Origin of the sequence: Mesorhizobium sp. WSM4904 (genome assembly GCF_029674545.1) — a bacterium.
GTDB lineage: Bacteria > Pseudomonadota > Alphaproteobacteria > Rhizobiales > Rhizobiaceae > Mesorhizobium.
The window spans coordinates 3,482,087-3,497,597 of sequence record NZ_CP121354.1 but is presented as its reverse complement, the minus strand read 5'-3'; the positions used below and the strand labels follow the sequence as shown (position 1 = coordinate 3,497,597).

Annotated in this window: 13 protein-coding genes; 6 read left to right on the top strand and 7 right to left on the bottom strand. The window is 64.9% G+C overall.

Going from position 1 to position 15,511, the window contains the following annotated elements; genetic code table 11:
- Window positions 1-71: 71 nt before the first annotated feature.
- Entirely contained in the window at window positions 72-2,708 is a 2,637-nt protein-coding gene (locus tag QAZ47_RS16630) for a UvrD-helicase domain-containing protein (RefSeq protein WP_278230080.1), read from the top strand.
- Window positions 2,709-2,717: 9 nt separating this feature from the next.
- Here the strand turns inward: QAZ47_RS16630 and QAZ47_RS16625 are convergent, their stop codons facing one another.
- From QAZ47_RS16625 to QAZ47_RS16605, 5 genes are all read right to left on the bottom strand, one after another.
- Window positions 2,718-3,764 carry an ABC transporter permease gene (locus QAZ47_RS16625; RefSeq protein WP_278201818.1) on the bottom strand — a complete coding sequence of 349 codons (1,047 nt, stop codon included), beginning with the start codon at window positions 3,762-3,764 and terminating at the stop codon, window positions 2,718-2,720.
- The gene (locus QAZ47_RS16620) at window positions 3,764-4,552 is read right to left on the bottom strand and encodes an ATP-binding cassette domain-containing protein (RefSeq protein WP_278230079.1); all 789 of its coding nucleotides are present in this window, start codon (window positions 4,550-4,552) and stop codon (window positions 3,764-3,766) included. Before QAZ47_RS16620 ends, QAZ47_RS16625 begins: the two co-directional genes overlap by 1 nt.
- A gap of 86 nt (window positions 4,553-4,638) precedes the next feature.
- Window positions 4,639-5,652 carry a substrate-binding domain-containing protein gene (locus tag QAZ47_RS16615; RefSeq protein WP_278230078.1) on the bottom strand — a complete coding sequence of 338 codons (1,014 nt, stop codon included), beginning with the start codon at window positions 5,650-5,652 and terminating at the stop codon, window positions 4,639-4,641.
- A gap of 97 nt (window positions 5,653-5,749) precedes the next feature.
- Window positions 5,750-6,658: a sugar phosphate isomerase/epimerase gene (locus QAZ47_RS16610; RefSeq protein WP_278230077.1), complete on the bottom strand. Its 909-nt coding sequence runs from the start codon at window positions 6,656-6,658 to the stop codon at window positions 5,750-5,752.
- Window positions 6,658-7,689 carry a Gfo/Idh/MocA family oxidoreductase gene (locus QAZ47_RS16605; RefSeq protein ID WP_278230076.1) on the bottom strand — a complete coding sequence of 344 codons (1,032 nt, stop codon included), beginning with the start codon at window positions 7,687-7,689 and terminating at the stop codon, window positions 6,658-6,660. Before QAZ47_RS16605 ends, QAZ47_RS16610 begins: the two co-directional genes overlap by 1 nt.
- Before the next feature lie 193 nt (window positions 7,690-7,882).
- Here QAZ47_RS16605 and QAZ47_RS16600 point away from each other — a divergent pair, with 193 nt between their 5' ends.
- From QAZ47_RS16600 to QAZ47_RS16590, 3 genes are all read left to right on the top strand, one after another.
- The gene (locus tag QAZ47_RS16600) at window positions 7,883-8,908 is read left to right on the top strand and encodes a LacI family DNA-binding transcriptional regulator (protein WP_278230075.1); all 1,026 of its coding nucleotides are present in this window, start codon (window positions 7,883-7,885) and stop codon (window positions 8,906-8,908) included.
- Between the two features lie 154 nt (window positions 8,909-9,062).
- A complete protein-coding gene (locus tag QAZ47_RS16595) occupies window positions 9,063-10,544 on the top strand; it encodes an esterase-like activity of phytase family protein (RefSeq protein WP_278230074.1) in 1,482 nt (493 codons plus the stop codon).
- A gap of 122 nt (window positions 10,545-10,666) precedes the next feature.
- Entirely contained in the window at window positions 10,667-12,139 is a 1,473-nt protein-coding gene (locus tag QAZ47_RS16590) for an MATE family efflux transporter (RefSeq protein WP_278230073.1), read from the top strand.
- A gap of 22 nt (window positions 12,140-12,161) precedes the next feature.
- Here QAZ47_RS16590 and QAZ47_RS16585 read toward each other — a convergent pair whose 3' ends face one another.
- Window positions 12,162-13,370, bottom strand: a complete 1,209-nt coding sequence (locus QAZ47_RS16585) for an MFS transporter (protein WP_278230072.1) — start codon at window positions 13,368-13,370, stop codon at window positions 12,162-12,164.
- Between the two features lie 142 nt (window positions 13,371-13,512).
- Here QAZ47_RS16585 and QAZ47_RS16580 point away from each other — a divergent pair, with 142 nt between their 5' ends.
- Entirely contained in the window at window positions 13,513-14,088 is a 576-nt protein-coding gene (locus QAZ47_RS16580; RefSeq protein WP_278201808.1) for a TMEM175 family protein, read from the top strand.
- Window positions 14,089-14,151: 63 nt separating this feature from the next.
- On the opposite strand, the gene QAZ47_RS16575 is transcribed toward QAZ47_RS16580, so the two are convergent.
- Window positions 14,152-14,433, bottom strand: coding sequence for a hypothetical protein (locus QAZ47_RS16575; protein ID WP_278201807.1), 282 nt, complete (start codon window positions 14,431-14,433; stop codon window positions 14,152-14,154).
- Window positions 14,434-14,629: 196 nt separating this feature from the next.
- Between QAZ47_RS16575 and QAZ47_RS16570 the strand changes: the two genes are divergently transcribed.
- A complete protein-coding gene (locus QAZ47_RS16570; RefSeq protein ID WP_278201806.1) occupies window positions 14,630-15,496 on the top strand; it encodes an SDR family NAD(P)-dependent oxidoreductase in 867 nt (288 codons plus the stop codon).
- Window positions 15,497-15,511 lie beyond the last annotated feature (15 nt).

Sequence of the window (15,511 nt, the reverse complement as noted above, 5' to 3'; positions counted from 1 at the left end):
CGGCACGCGAAAATAGAACAAAACGTAGACAGTTCTGGTCTTTCGCTCCCGAATCACTACATTCGGGAGCGATGTCGGGCTTTTCCGAAGACATGCCTTTTTTCGATGAACCGAATGCGCGGCCCGCGGCCCCGTCCGGCATTGCTGCGCGCGCCATGGCCGCGCGCAGCGCGCAGAGCCGTGCGCCCGATTATCTCAACGGCCTCAATCCCGAGCAGCGGCTAGCCGTCGAAACAACGGAGGGGCCGGTTCTGGTGCTGGCCGGCGCTGGCACCGGCAAGACGCGGGTCCTGACCACGCGCATCGCCCACATCCTTGCCACCGGCAGGGCCTTCCCGTCGCAGATTCTCGCCGTCACCTTCACCAACAAGGCCGCGCGCGAGATGAAGCAGCGCATCGGCTTCCTGATCGGCGAGGAGAATGTCGAGGGCATGCCCTGGCTCGGCACCTTCCACTCCATCGGCGTCAAGCTTTTGCGCCGCCATGCCGAGCTTGCCGGGCTGAAATCCGATTTCACCATCCTCGACACCGACGACGTGGTGCGGCTGATCAAGCAGCTCATCCAGGCCGAGGGGCTGGACGACAAGCGCTGGCCGGCCAAGCAGTTCGCCCAGATGATCGACAATTGGAAGAACAAGGGCCTCGGTCCCGACGAGATTCCGGAAGGCGATGCGCGCAGCTTCGGCAACGGCAAGGGCCGCCAGCTCTACAAGGCCTATCAGGAGCGGCTGCAGACACTGAATTCCTGCGATTTCGGCGACCTGCTCTATCATCCGATCCGCATCTTCCGCGCCTATCCGGACGTGCTGAAGGATTATCACCGCAAGTTCAAATACATCCTGGTCGACGAGTACCAGGACACCAACACCGCGCAATACATGTGGCTGCGCTTGTTGGCGCAGCGGCCAAACGCCGGACGTTCGCCGTCGGCCGAAGGCCGCAAGCCCGACCGGGCGTCGGCCGGTCAGGCCGCCCCCGCGGAGGCCAGCGAGAGAAGCGAGCGCGCGGCCGTGAGCGAAAACAAAGTAAACATCTGCTGCGTCGGCGACGACGACCAGTCGATCTATGGCTGGCGCGGCGCCGAGGTCGACAACATCCTGCGCTTCGACAAGGATTTTCCGGGCGCGACCATCATCAGGCTGGAGCGCAACTACCGTTCCACCGCGCATATCCTGGGCGCCGCCTCGCACCTCATCGCCCACAATGAGGGCCGCTTCGGCAAGACGCTGTTCACCGACCGCGACGATCCCGAGGACGATAAGGTGCATGTCCATGCCGCCTGGGACTCGGAGGAAGAGGCTAGAGCCATCGGCGAGGCGATCGAGGCCTATCAGCGGCAGAAGCACAACCTCAACGACATGGCGATCCTGGTGCGCGCCTCCTTCCAGATGCGCTCCTTCGAAGACCGCTTCATCACGCTGGGCTTGAACTACCGCGTCATCGGCGGCCCGCGTTTCTACGAGCGGCTGGAAATCCGCGATGCGCTGGCTTTCTTCCGCGTCGTCGCCAACAGCGGCGACGACCTCGCTTTCGAGCGCATCGTCAACGTGCCGAAGCGCGGCCTTGGCGAAGCGACCATTCGCCAGATCCACGACACGGCGCGCGCCATGCGCACCCCGATGCTGGAGGCCGCGGCGACGCTCGCCGAAAGCGACGAGCTGAAGCCGAAGCCGCGTGCAGCACTTCGCGAGGTCGCGGCCAATTTCGAGCGCTGGCAGAAGGCGCTGGAGACCACGCCCCACACCGAGCTCGCCGAGACCATCCTGGAGGAAAGCGGCTACACCGACATGTGGAAGAACGACCGTTCGGCGGAAGCGCCCGGGCGGCTGGAGAACCTCAAGGAACTGATCCGCTCCATGGAGGAGTATGAATCGCTGCGTTCCTTCCTCGAGCATGTCGCGCTGGTCATGGAGGCCGAGCAAGGCGAGTCGCTCGATGCGGTCTCGATCATGACGCTGCACTCGGCCAAGGGTCTCGAATTCGAGACCGTTTTCCTGCCCGGCTGGGAGGAAGGCCTCTTTCCCCACCAGCGCGCGCTGGACGAAGGCGGCCGGTCGGGCCTGGAGGAGGAACGCCGCCTTGCCTATGTCGGCCTGACGCGCGCCAAGAAGAACCTGCATATCTGGTTCGTCTCCAACCGTCTGATCCACGGGCTGTGGCAATCGACGATCCCGTCGCGCTTCCTCGACGAATTGCCGGAAACCCATGTCGACGTCGCCGACGGCGGCAACTCCTACGGCGGCTACGGCAATCCCTATGGCGGCGGCTCATTCGCCTCCGGTCGCGGCGGCGGCCGGCAAAATCCCTATGGCGCCTCGCGCTTCGACAATATCGGCGCCAAGGATCAGGGCAGCTTCTCCAATACCTATGCGACGCCCGGCTGGCAGCGCGCGCAGGCCAACCGCACCGAGGCGACCGACCGCAACTGGGGCACCCGCTCCGGCCACCAGGTCGAGCGCATCGGCTATGGCGAGACCGATAGCGGTTACGGCGCCGGCCGCACCTCGGTGAAGGGCCGCACCATCGAGGGCGAGCTGGTTGCGAAATCCGTCGCCGACACGCCTTCCGCCTTCAGCGTCGGCGACCGCGTGTTCCACCAGAAATTCGGCAACGGCAACATCGCCGCGATCGACGGCAACAAGCTCACCATCGACTTCGACAAGGCCGGCCAGAAACGCGTGCTCGACGGGTTTGTCACAGGAGTTTGAGCAACCCCTTCACCGATACCGTGCCTGGTTCCACTTATGACCGAGCAGCGACAGGATGATGATCAGCCCGTTGAAGAACTGCACGTAGAAGCCGCTCAAGCCGGCCGCCACCACGCCGGTCTGAATGAAGGAAACCGTGACCGCGCCGATCGCGCCGCCGACCACCGTGCCGATGCCGCCCCAGGTCGGCGTGCCGCCGACGAACACCGATGCCAGCACCGGCAGAAGATAGCCGTCGCCCGCCGTCGGCCACCAGGTGAAGTTGATCATCACCGAGAAGGTGCCGGCGATCGCGGCGCCGATGCCGACGAAGACGAACACTTTCACCCGCACACGCTTGACGTCGATGCCCATCTGCTTGGCGCTGTCCGGATTGTCGCCGACCACCTTCACCTGCGCGCCGAAGCGATGGCGGTTGTAGAGCAGCGCCGAAAAGACGACGAAGGCGATCGCCCAGAAGATCTGCACCGGAATGCCCCAGATCTGGCTGGAGAAGATCGTGTAGGCTGAGCTGTCAGCAAGGCTGGTCAGCGCCGTCGACTTGCCTTCGTTGATGATCTGGATCAGCCCGCGCAGCAGGAAATTCATGCCGAGCGTCGCTATCAGCGACGACAGACCGCCATAGACCACCAGCGAGCCGACCAGGAAGCCGAGCAGCGTGCCGGTGACGAGCGCCGCCACGATGCCGAGGAACGGATCGTAGCCGGCCTGCACCACCAGCGCGAAGACCCAGGAGGCGAAGCCCATGGTCGCCGGGAACGACAGGTCGATCTCGCCGCAGGTTACGACGAAGACCAGAGGCACGACCACGAACAGCGCAACGGGCAGCGTCGTCAGCACCGAGCTGTAGAGATACCAGGTCGTGAAGACGGTCGGGTTGGCGATGATGAACACCGCCATCATGACGATGAACACGGCAAGCGTGCCCAGAGATGCGCGATTGTCGAGGACGAAACCGCGCAGCCAGTGATTGGACGGATGGCTCCATTCCTTAGCTGCCTGGCCGCTTGTTCTCCCGAGAGGAGTTTGCAGATCGGGTTCCATGGCCTTGCTCATCACGCTCTCTGCTCCGCATCCTCGTGCAACCCCGGCAAGCCGTCGGGATGCGCCACGTCTTCCATGAAGTTGATCAGGTCCTCGGCCGACTTCACCTCGCTGCGGTCGGCTGTGAGCGCCACCTTGCCGCGGTCGAGCACGACGAAGCGGTCGGCGATGTCGAAGACGTGGTGGATGTTGTGACCGATGAACAGGATCGAGCGACCGCTCGCCCGCACCTGGCGCACGAAATGGAAGACCTTGGCGGTCTCGGTCAGCGACAGCGCCGTCGTCGGCTCGTCGAGGATGATCAGCTCCGCCTGCTTGTAGATGGCGCGCGCGATCGCCACGCCCTGGCGCTCGCCGCCCGAAAGCTGGCCGACGATCGACTGCGGCGTGAACACTTTCGAGGTGAAGCCGATCTCGCGCATCAGCCGGCTCGCTTCCTCGATCTCCTTGTTGACCTTCAGCCAGCCGAGAAAGCCCGTCAGCTCCCGGCCCATGAAGATGTTGCGCACGATCGTCTGCTGCACGGCCAAAGCCCGGTCCTGGAACACCGTCTCGATGCCGGCGTCGCGCGAGCGGGCGGCGCTCCATCCGGTCACAGGCTTGCCGCGCACGAGGATCTCGCCGCTGGTCGGCTTGACCACACCGGACAGGATCTTGATCAGCGTCGACTTGCCGGCACCATTGTCGCCGATCAGGCCGACCACTTCGCCGCGGTCGACGCTAAGGTTGACGCCGCCCAGCGCATAGACCTGGCCATAGGATTTCTTGATGTCGCGCAGTTCGATGATGCGTTCGCCCATGCGATCCTCGCTTGAATTGTCCGTCTGCCGGCCTTTTCGCCGGCGGTCCGGTCGGCCGGGTTGATCCCGGCCGACCGCCTGGGAGGTCAACGCAGCGCCTGCTTGGCAAGCTCGGAGACGATCTCGTAGTTCTGCGGCGTGACGAAGCCGGCGCCGGTGTCGACATTCATGGGTGCAAGGCCGAGCACCACTTGCTGGCAGAGGCTCAGGATCGGCAGATAGCCCTGCAGGAACGGCTGCTGGTCGGCCGTGAGCTGCACCCAGCCGCCCTTGAAGCCCTCGACGATCTGCGGGCTGGTGTCGAAGCCGAAATTGAAGATATCGCCCGGCTTGCGTCCGGCCGCCTGCATATAGGTGGCGACATTGCCGAGCATCTGGCCGCCGGGATAGCCGACCGCCTTGACGTCGGGGTGGTTGAGCAGCGCCGCCGTGATCACCGGAATGGCGAGATTGGGATCGGACGCCCATTCGCCGCTCGGCGGCGAGGAGAGCTGGATCACTTCGACACCCGCTTCCTTCAGCGCCGCGACCGTGCCGCGCTCGCGCGCGCCGCGGTTCTCGTTCTCGAACGGGCCGATCATGATCGCCTTGTCGCCGGCCTTGAGCTTGCCGAGCTTGAAGGCCTCGGCGCCGAGCGCGCGGCCCTGCTGCTCCTGCTGCGCGCCGACATAACCGCCGCCGAACGCCGCCACCACCTTCGGCACCGGCACGTTCTGGTACATCATCTTGATGCCGTCCTTATGCGCCTGCTCGGCCAGCGGCATGATCGCGGCATCGCCCGGATGGCCCATCATGGCGATGCCGTTCGGCTTGACCGCCACCGCCTCGCGCAGTTGCTGCACCATCTTCTCGACGTCCCACTGGGAGAAGATGTAGTCGACCTTCGGTCCGAGATCAGCCGCCGCCTGCCTGGCGCCGTTATAGACGATGGTGCCGAAGGCATCGCCCTCGGCGCCGCCGACGAAGAAGCGGATATGGACGTCCTTGCACCATTGGGCGTCGAGCGCCTGCGCCGGCAAGGTGGAGATGACGGCGGCCAGCGCCGTGGCGGCCGCCACCACGGTCGTGCGCAAAAGTGTCGTTCTCATCGCGATGCTCATGCACGTTCCTCCCTTTTGTCCTCGCACATCGAGGGTTTTGACCTTGTTTCGGCGCTTGGCCGCGAGCGTTCGGGCCGGCTCCTCCAGCCGGCCGTTCTCACGCCGGGTTCTGCAGATAAGTCCTGCCTCCCCGGCATTGCTTGAGATGGTCGAGCGCCCGCACCTGACCGGTGATCTCGAGGTCGCCGCGATAGACCGGATCGTGCCAGCCTTCGATGTCGATCGCACCGCGATAGCCGGCGAGCCGCAATTCGCTGATCACCCGCGTCCAGTCGCTATCGCCGAAGCCCGGCGTGCGCATCTGCACGAATGGCAGGCGGCCGAACACGCCATGCTCGCGGATCACGTCCCAGCGCACCGTCGCGTCCTTGCCGTGGACATGGAAGATGCGCGGCGCCCATTTGCGGATCTGCGGGATCGGGTCGATCAGATAGACGAGCTGATGGCACGGCTCCCATTCGAGGCCGAGATTGTCGTTGGGCAATTCGTTGAACATCAGCTCCCAGGCGTCGGGATTGTGGGCGATGTTCCAGTCGCCGCTCGCCCAGTTGCCGTCCATGGCGCAATTCTCGAAGGCGATGCGTACACCCTTGTCGGCGGCGCGCTTCGCCAATCGCCCCCACACCTCGCGGAAGCGCGGCAGGCTGTCGGTCAGCGGTTTGCCGCGGATGCGGCCGGTGAAGCCGCTGACCGTGGAAGCGCCGAACAGATGCGCATTGTCGATCACCGTCTCCCAGGCCGCGAGCACGCCGCGATCGGTATCGCCATTCTCCAGCGGATTGCCGAACACCCCGATCGAGGACACGGTCACGTCGGCATCGCCGATCGCCTCACGGATCTCGCCGGCCAACCGCGGCAGGTCCTTGCCGCCCAGCGTCTGCCAGAAGAAGGGCTGTATGCTTTCGAAGCCAAGCGGCAGGATCTGTCTGACATAGGCGGCCGGATCGTCGAGATTGGCCCGCACCATGGTGCCGATCCTGATGTCGAGAAGCGGGTTTGGCATCATCATCCTTCCTGGGTCGCGATCGCCACGCGCCGTCCGGTCTCCGCGCTTTCGATGGCGCCGAAGACCATGGCCAGGCTCTTGATGTTGTCGGCGCCGCGCGTTTCGGGCTCGGTCCCGGTTTCGACCGCGTGCATGAAATCCTTGATGATGCCGAGATGGCCGCCCACCTGATCGGCGGGGTCGAGCGCCGGCACCTCGATCAGCTGGGTCTTGTCGATGATACCGTCGCGGCCGGGCGCAACCACCTCCGCCCTCAGCTCCTCATGGCCGTCCCACAACAGGCTGCCGCGCTCAGCGACGATGCGCCAGCTGCCCTCCCAGCTGGTGCGAAAGCCGTCGGCGCACCACGAGCCGGCGTAGGTGAAGACCTTGCCGCCGCCAAAGTCGAAGACGGCGCTGGCGGACGATCCCTGCCGGTACCAGGAATTGGCCGGCTCCCATTCCTGGCAGTAGACGCCGGCAGGCTCGCCGGCGACCATGTAGCGCGCGGCATCGAAAGTGTGGATCGCCATGTCGAGCAGCAGCACATGGGCCATCTCCTCGCGAAAGCCGCCGAAATGCGGCGCGACGAAGAAGTCGGCATGGATGCTGGTCGGCTTGCCGATGGCGCCGGAGTCCAGAAACCGCCGGATCCGCCTGACATTGGCGACATAGCGGCGGTTCTGGACGACGGCGTGGACGCGTCCGGCGCGACGGGCAGCCTCGATGATGGCGCGGGCATTTTGCGGACTGTCGGCGAGCGGCTTTTCGGTGAGCAGATGGCAATGATGGGCGAAAGCGGAGAAGGCCACTTCGCGCCGGGCCGCGGGAACCACGACGTCGAACACGGCGTGGGGCTTCGTCTGGTCGAGAACGGCGTCGACGCTGGTGCCGATGACGGCTGCGGCAAGCCCGTATTCGCGCGCCCTCGCCTTCGCCCGCTCGGCATCGAGATCGACGAGACCGACGACGGCAAGCCCGTCGATCTGCCTTGCGGCATCGAGCCAGTGCCTGCTCATGGCTCCGCACCCGACCAGGACGACCTTCATCATCCAGCACTCCTCCCGTTCGGCCCCTCCAGGCCGACCGTCACGGCATCCACGGCGTACCGTAAACGTTTTCCCGTAAACGTTTACGACAACACACCCGATGGCGTAGAATGTCAATCACCCACTCGCGAAAATCGTCATCGGCTGCTTGGCCTGAGCGCCGGCCGGTGCTAGCGAAGAAGGGGGAGAACCTGCCTTGGCGTCCAGCATCCACGATCTCGCGCGTCACCTGAACATTTCGATCGGCACCGTGTCGCGCGCCTTGAACGGTCGCGCCGACGTCAATGCCGAGACCCGCCAGCGCGTGCTGGAGGCGGCCAGGAAGCTGAACTATTCGCCCAACCAGTCCGGCCGCAGCCTGCGCCAGGGCGCCACCCGCTCGATCGCCTTCATGCTGCAGCCGCATCCGGGCGACCAGCAATATGGCGAGCCGTTCTTCATTCCCTTCCTGACCGGGCTGCAGGCGCGGCTCGCCGAGTATGACCTAGATCTGATGGTCGTCATGGGTGAGCCAGGCCAATATCAGCAGGAGAGGCTGCGCCGCGTGGTTGAGACGCGCCGGGCCGACGCGGTCGTGTTGGCCAATACACGGCGGGAAGACGATCGGATCGACTACCTCAGCAAGGCCGGCTTTCCCTTCGCCACGCTTGGCCGAAGTCAATCCGGCGGGGATACCTATCCTTCGCTCGATATCGATTTCGAGAGGGCGGGTGATGAAGCCGTCGACCGGCTGGTCGCGCGCGGCCACCGCCGCATTGCCGCCATCCGCCCTTCGCTTGATCTCAACTTCGGCTACCTGTTCCTCGACGGCTACCGCAAGGCGCTGAAGAGGCACGGCATCGAAGTCGACCCCGGCCTGATCGCCGACGGCTTCATCAACGAGTCCGGCGGCTACCAGGTGACGCCGCGCGTGATGCTCTCCAAGGACCGGCCGACAGCGATCATCTTCAACAATGACGCCATGGCTCTCGGCGGCTGCAAGGCGCTGGCCGAGATGGGCATCAGGCCCGGCCACGACATAGCGGTGATCGTCATCGTCGACACGCCGCTTTGCCGCTACTTCTCGCCGGCGTTGACCGCCTTCCGTCCGTCGCTGGAGCCCATGGGCCGGCGACTGGCCGAGATGCTGCTCGCCTCGCTCCCTGCCTTCGCCGGCCCGGAGGGACCGCGTACCATCCGCGAGGTCTGGCCGCTGGAGCTGATCGCGCGGGAAAGCGATTGAGCGCTTTTCCCTTCTCCCCTTGTGGGAGAAGGGAAACTGTCACGCAACCATCACGTTCAAGTCCTAGACCGCTCGACGGAAACCGGCTCGCCGCATCTTCGATGCCGCGCCCTTCCAGGCATTGGCCGATCTGTTCGTCAAGAAGGGGATATCCATGAAACGTTTGAACCGCACTGTCTCGCTCGGCATCGCGCTTGCCCTGTTCACCACCCTGACCCCGGCGCTCGCCGACGGCGTCGCCTATGTCAACAAGGGGCTTGTCGGGATCGGCCGCATTCCGGCCAGCCAGAAGGACAAGTTCGGCGAGACCTTCGGTTCGGGCTCCGGCATGTCGATCGACACCAAGTCCTGGACGCGTGACGGCGCCGGCTACAAGGGCTCGCTGTGGCTGCTGCCGGACCGCGGCTACAACGTCGTCGGCACCACAGACTACCGCCCGCGCCTCAACACCATTTCGATCGAGCTGACGCCGACCGCTCCGGGCGCCGCGCCCGCCGCCAGCCAGGAACAGTCGGGCGTCAAGGCGACGCTAGCCGACACCATGCTCTTGACCGACGACAAGGGCGCCGACGCCACCGGTCTTGATCCGCTCAACGGCGTGCGCCCGGCCGCCGGCGACATGCCGATCCTGCCGCAGGCCGACAACGGCAAGCTGGCGCTGGACGACGAGGCGATCGTGCGCCTGCCCGACGGCACCATGTTCATCTCCGACGAATATGGCCCCAACATCTACCGCTTCTCGGCCGACGGCCGGCTGATGTCGGCCACCCAGCCGCCGGCGGCCCTTGTGCCGATGCGCCACGGCAAGCCGAACTTCGCCTCGAATAATCCCGGCCCGGGCGCGGCCGAGCCCGATCCGAAGGATCCCGAGACCGGCCGTCAGAACAACCAGGGCCTCGAAGGCATGTCGATGACGCCGGACGGCAAGTTCCTGATCGCGGTGCTGCAGTCGGCGCCGCGCCAGGATGGCGGCGATTCCGGTTCGACGCGCCAGAACACCCGCGCGCTCGTCTATGACGCCTCCGACCTCGCCCACCTCAAGCTGGCGCACGAATATGTCGTGCCGCTGCCGGTGTTCAAGGACGCCAAAGGCAGGACCAAGGTGGCCGCGCAGAGCGAGATCGTGGCGCTGTCCGACAAGAGCTTCCTGATGCTGTCGCGTGACAGCGGCAACGGCCAGGGCCTGAAGGACGCCGAGTCTGTCTACCGCAAGATCAACATTGTCGACCTGACGGGCGCGACCGATATCGCCAATGGTCCGTTCGACGCCGCCAACAAGCCGGTCGCGCCGAAGGGCGTGCTCGACCCGTCGGTGACGCCGGCCAAGCTCACCGCCTTCGTCGATATCAACGACAAGAGTGAGCTCGGCCGCTTCGGCCTGCACAATGGCGCGCCGAACGACAAGAACAACCTCTCGGAGAAGTGGGAAGCGATGTCGCTGGTGAGCGTGCTCGATCCGAAGCTGCCCGACGACTATTTCCTGTTCGTTGCCAACGACAACGACTTCCTGACCCAGGACGGTTTCCAGGTCGGCGCGCCCTACAAGGCCGAGGATGGCGCCGATGTCGACACCACCTTCCTTGTCTATCAGGTCACGATCCCCGGCCTGTCTGGAAATAGCCTCGCCGCGAACTAAAACCGTTCATCGTGTCGGGTGCCACGAGGCATCCAGCCCGCAAGGGATGCATCACCGTCAGGCCTGCGATAGCATCGCGGGCCTGATTCATTTTCGGTGCCCGCCCCACCATGGATAACAACATGGATGACAACAAGCCCGCTCGCCGGCGGACCGGCGACCTGACCAGCGGCCCGATTCCGCGCACGCTGCTTTTGTTTGCCTTGCCGGTGCTCGGCTCCAACGTGCTGCAGTCGCTCAACGGCTCGATCAACGCCGTCTGGGTCGGGCGCTTCCTCGGCGAGGCGGCGCTGACCGCGACCTCGAACGCCAATCTGGTGCTGTTCCTGATCCTCGGCACGGTGTTCGGCATCGGCATGGCGGCGACCATCCTGGTCGCGCAGTCCGTCGGCGCCCGCGACTTGGCCGAGGCACGGCGCATCGTCGGCACCAGCGCGACCTTCTTCTTCCTCGTCTCGATGGTGTTCGCGGTCTGCGGCTGGATCTGGGTCGACGCCATCCTCACCGGGCTCGGCACGCCGGCGGACGCCTTGCCGCTGGCGCGCGCCTATCTGCGCATCATCTTCGTCGCCGTGCCGATGATGAACCTGTTGTCCTTTGTCATGACCGTGCTGCGCGGCGCTGGCGATTCGCGCACGCCGTTTGTCTTCATGGCGCTGGCGGTCGTGCTCGACGTCGTTTTGAACCCGCTGCTGATCCGCGGCATCGGCCCCTTCCCAGAGCTTGGCATTGCCGGTTCAGCCACCTCGACGCTGATCGGCCAGACGGTGAGCGTGGTCGCCATCCTGATCGTGCTCTATGCGCGCAAGAATCCGCTGCGGCTGGCGGGCGGCGACCTCGCCCTGCTCAAACCGGACCCGGCGCTTTTGCGCATCGTCGTCTTCAAGGGCGTGCCGATGGGCCTGCAGATGATCGTCATCTCGGCCGCGGCGCTGACCGTGATGGGGATCGTCAATTCCTACGGCTCGCAGGTCGCAGCGGCCTACGGCATCGCGGCGCAGCTCTGGACCTATATCCAGATGCCGGCTCTGGCCATCGGCGCCGCAGTCTCCTCGATGGCGGCGCAGAATGTCGGCGCCGGGCGCTGGGATCGCATCGGCAGGGTCGCCGCTTCGGGCGTCGGGTTCAACCTCGTGCTTACCGGCGCGCTGGTGGCACTGCTGTTCGTTTTCGATCGCGCGGTGCTCAGCCTGTTCTTGACCGGCGACAGCATTGCGATCGACATCGCCGCCCACATCAACAAGGTCGCGTCCTGGTCCTTCATCCTGTTCGGCATCACCATCGTGCTGTTCGCCACGGTGCGCGCTACCGGCGCCGTCATGCCGCCGCTCATCATCCTGATCATCTCGGTGCTGATCGTTCGCACCGGCTTCGCCTATTCCTTCAGGAGCGTGATCGGCCAGGAGGCGCTTTGGTGGAGTTTCCCGGCTGGCTCGATAACTTCGCTCATGCTGGCCGCCGCCTATTATCGTTTCGGCCGTTGGCGGGTCGTGCAAATGATCGAGGGGCGGCCGGCCGCGGGCGAGCCTCCGGACACCGGCCTCGGCGTGCCGCGCCAGCGCGCGCACCTTTCGCCCGAAACGCCGAACGGCTGAGGCATCGCTGCGCTGTTCGAGATCACCTCGCGTAGCGCAGGCCGAACCCCAGCGCCACCAGCGCGAAGATCGTGATCATGCCGGCAAAGGCCAGGCTTGCGACGATAGCACTGGTCAGGCTCGACAGCACGCCGATGCCGATGACCGGCAGCGCATTGCCGCAGAAGCAGCAGACGAAGAAGGCCGAAACCACCTCGGCGCGGCGGTCGGCCGGCGCTATGTGGTTCACCACTTGCAGGCCGCCACGATAGCCGAAGGCGGCGGCAACGCCGCACAGCGCCGTGCCGATGACCATGATTGCCGTGGAGGCGAAGACCTGGGCCGCGACGATCAGCGCCACGGTCGGGATCATCGACACGAGCGCGGCAAGCATCGTGAAGCGGCTCGACAGTCGTGCCGTCGCCAGGATCGTCGCGGCCGCCACGATCGACAGTTCGAAGAACAGCCCGCCGGCCTCGGCGTGGTTGGTCACGTGAAGCTGCTGCGCCAGGATGCTCGGCGCCAGCGCCGCATAGAAGCCGACCAGCGCCATGGCACCGAAGCCGGTGACCGCCGGCGCCACGAATTGCGCGCGAATGCCGGCGGGAACCGAAAGCCGCGGCCGCATCGAAATTTCGACGAGCCGCCTGGTTTGCGGCACGGTTTCTCGCGTGCGCCAGAGCATGAGGGTCACCAGCAGAAGCAAGCCGAGATAGACTGCGAACGTCAGCCTGAGCGGCCAGGGCGCGTATTCGGCGAGCAGCCCCGACGCCAACGCACCGGCCCCGAGGCCGACGAAGTTGGTGCTGGTGGCAATGATGGCGGCGCGCGACTTGTCCTCGCCTTCGATCAGTTCGGCGAGCCAGGCAGTTCCGGTTCCCGCGCCGATCCCGATGCCGAGCCCGCTGAGGATACGGGCGATGTCGAGCCAAGCCAGGTTTTCGGCAAAGAGGAAAAACAGCGCGCTGATCACGGCGACGCCCATTGCCGCCATCGCCGCCGGGCGGCGGCCGATGACATCCGACAATCGGCCGAAAAACAGCAGCGCCGCCAGATTCCCGACCACATACACGGCATAGACCAATGTCAGGGTGATCTGCGAGAATCCGAAGGCCTGTTTGTAGATCACATAGAGCGGCGTCAAAGCCGTGCTCCCGGCAAAGAGCGCTGCAATCATGGCGGCGACGGCAGCCATCGCGCCGCCGCCGCTGAGTTCATTGTCGCGCGTGATTATCTGAGCGTAGCTGGTCATCGGAACCTCCGGCCAGTTTGCAAGCCCCGACACCCATGTAGTGGCGGCCGTCCCGCATTCCGAACGCCCTCCTGACAATTCTGGCAGTATGGCCTTGTGCGAAATCCTTGCGTAACGTCTGTCAACCGACGAAGGAGGAACCATGGGCAAGGGACGGGTCGAGGCATTCACCGATGGCGTCGTCGCCATCATCATCACCATCATGGTGCTGGAATTGAAGGTGCCGCACGGCGAGGACCTGGCCGCGCTGGTGCCGCTTTGGCCGGTCTTCTTCTGCTACGTGCTGTCCTTCATCAATGTCGGCATCTACTGGAACAATCTGCACAACATGTTCCACACCGTGCAGCGCGTCGACGGCCGTGTCCTGTGGGCCAACCTCAACCTTCTGTTCTGGCTGTCGCTGATGCCGGTGACCACGGCCTTCATGGGCGAAAATCATTTCGCCCCGGTGCCGGTTGCCGTCTACGGCGTCGATCTGGCGCTCTGCGCCGTTGCCTACAACATCCTGGCCATCAAACTGCGCCATCTGCACGGCGCCGAGACGACCTTTGCCCGGGCCTTGGGCCAGGACCGCAAGGGCAAGATTTCGCTGGCCCTTTATCTGGCCGGGATAGCGCTGACCTTCGTCAGCCAATGGATCGGCGTGGCCATCTATGTGCTGGTGGCCACCATCTGGTTTGCGCCCGACAAACGTTTCGAACGTCTAATCGAAAAATAGCCAGGGCGATTCCAGGAAAAAGTGCGTAGCGGTTTCCTGTTCGGAAATTGCGAAAAAACCGCGCTACTTCCTCATCGCCTTCAGCTTCTCGGCCGCCGAGGCGGCAAGGTCGGCGTAGCGCTCCTCCAGCCGCTCGGCCGCCTTGATGACGGGAAAGTCGTGGCCGAACTTCTCCAGCGCCAGACGCAGCTTCTCGGCGAAGTCAGCCTGTTCCTCCAGCGCCGCGAACAACGTCTTTACCTGTGTCTCGCTGATATCGGGATTGGCAAGCATTTTCGGCACGTCGCGGCCCATCTGCTCGCCGGTGGCGGTCTGCTCCTTCAGGATGCCGATCCAATCGGTCAATACCCAACTCCTTTTTGCGGCAGCATGCGCGCCGGCAGCTGTCGCGGTCAACCCGTTGCCGCTGTCGCGGTCAACCCGTTGCCGCTGTCGCGGTCAACCCGTTGCCGCTGTCGCGGTCAATTACTGCGGCGATCGAGGCTTGTCTCGGCCCCGACTGGCGTTAAGTTCGGCTCGACCCGGAACAAGGACATCGACCATGACCAGCGACGCCGAAATCCAGACCGCCCTGCCCGCTTTCGCTTCCGGCAATGTCGCCGTCGTCACCGGCGGCGCGAGCGGCATCGGCCTTGCCGCCGTGAAACGATTTGCGGCCATGGGCATGAAGACGGTCATTGCCGATATCGGCGGCGTGCGCCTCGACCAGGCCCGGCAGGCGGTCGCCGACATTGCCGGGGACGATGCCGTTCTCCCAATTCCAACCGACGTCTCGAAGGCCGACGAGGTCGACCGCCTGGCCGAACTCGCTTACGGTGCATTCGGCGCCGTCTCGGTCCTGATGAACAATGCCGGCGTCGGCAACAATCCGGGCAAGCCGTGGGAAAACCGCGACGCCTGGAAGCGGCTGCTGGACATCAATTTCTGGGGCGTCGTGCACGGCGTCGAGGCCTTCGCGCCGCGCATGCTGGCCGGGGACAAGCCTAGCCTGATCATCAATACAGGCTCCAAGCAGGGCATCACGACGCCGCCCGGCAATCTCGCCTACAACGTCTCCAAGGCTGGCGTGAAGACATTCACCGAAGGCCTGGCCCATGCGCTGCGCAACGAACCCGGAGCAAAGGTTTCCGCGCATTTGCTCATCCCGGGCTTCACCTATACCGGCTTGACCGAGGGCGCGACGGAAAAGCCGGCCGGCGCCTGGACGGGCGAGCAGGTGATCGATTTCATGCTGGCGTCGCTCAAGCAGGGCGACTTCTACATCCTTTGCCCGGACAACGAGGTTGCGCGGCCCACGGATGAAAAGCGCATGGCCTGGGCGATTGGCGACATCATCGAAAACCGCCCTGCCCTGTCGCGCTGGCATCCCGATCACAAGGATGCGTTCGCGGCCTTTATGGACGGCTGAGCCACCGAACGAGCC

Bases quoted from the DNA above. Each gene is read 5' to 3' on its own strand.
- QAZ47_RS16610 (WP_278230077.1), bottom strand. From the start codon at position 6,658: ATGATGCCAAACCCGCTTCTCGACATCAGGATCGGCACCATGGTGCGG.
- QAZ47_RS16580 (WP_278201808.1), top strand. From the start codon at position 13,513: ATGGGCAAGGGACGGGTCGAGGCATTCACCGATGGCGTCGTCGCCATC.
- QAZ47_RS16615 (WP_278230078.1), bottom strand. From the start codon at position 5,652: ATGAGCATCGCGATGAGAACGACACTTTTGCGCACGACCGTGGTGGCG.
- QAZ47_RS16630 (WP_278230080.1), top strand. From the start codon at position 72: ATGTCGGGCTTTTCCGAAGACATGCCTTTTTTCGATGAACCGAATGCG.
- QAZ47_RS16595 (WP_278230074.1), top strand. From the start codon at position 9,063: ATGAAACGTTTGAACCGCACTGTCTCGCTCGGCATCGCGCTTGCCCTG.
- QAZ47_RS16570 (WP_278201806.1), top strand. From the start codon at position 14,630: ATGACCAGCGACGCCGAAATCCAGACCGCCCTGCCCGCTTTCGCTTCC.
- QAZ47_RS16605 (WP_278230076.1), bottom strand. From the start codon at position 7,689: ATGATGAAGGTCGTCCTGGTCGGGTGCGGAGCCATGAGCAGGCACTGG.
- QAZ47_RS16585 (WP_278230072.1), bottom strand. From the start codon at position 13,370: ATGACCAGCTACGCTCAGATAATCACGCGCGACAATGAACTCAGCGGC.
- QAZ47_RS16590 (WP_278230073.1), top strand. From the start codon at position 10,667: ATGGATGACAACAAGCCCGCTCGCCGGCGGACCGGCGACCTGACCAGC.
- QAZ47_RS16625 (WP_278201818.1), bottom strand. From the start codon at position 3,764: ATGAGCAAGGCCATGGAACCCGATCTGCAAACTCCTCTCGGGAGAACA.
- QAZ47_RS16620 (WP_278230079.1), bottom strand. From the start codon at position 4,552: ATGGGCGAACGCATCATCGAACTGCGCGACATCAAGAAATCCTATGGC.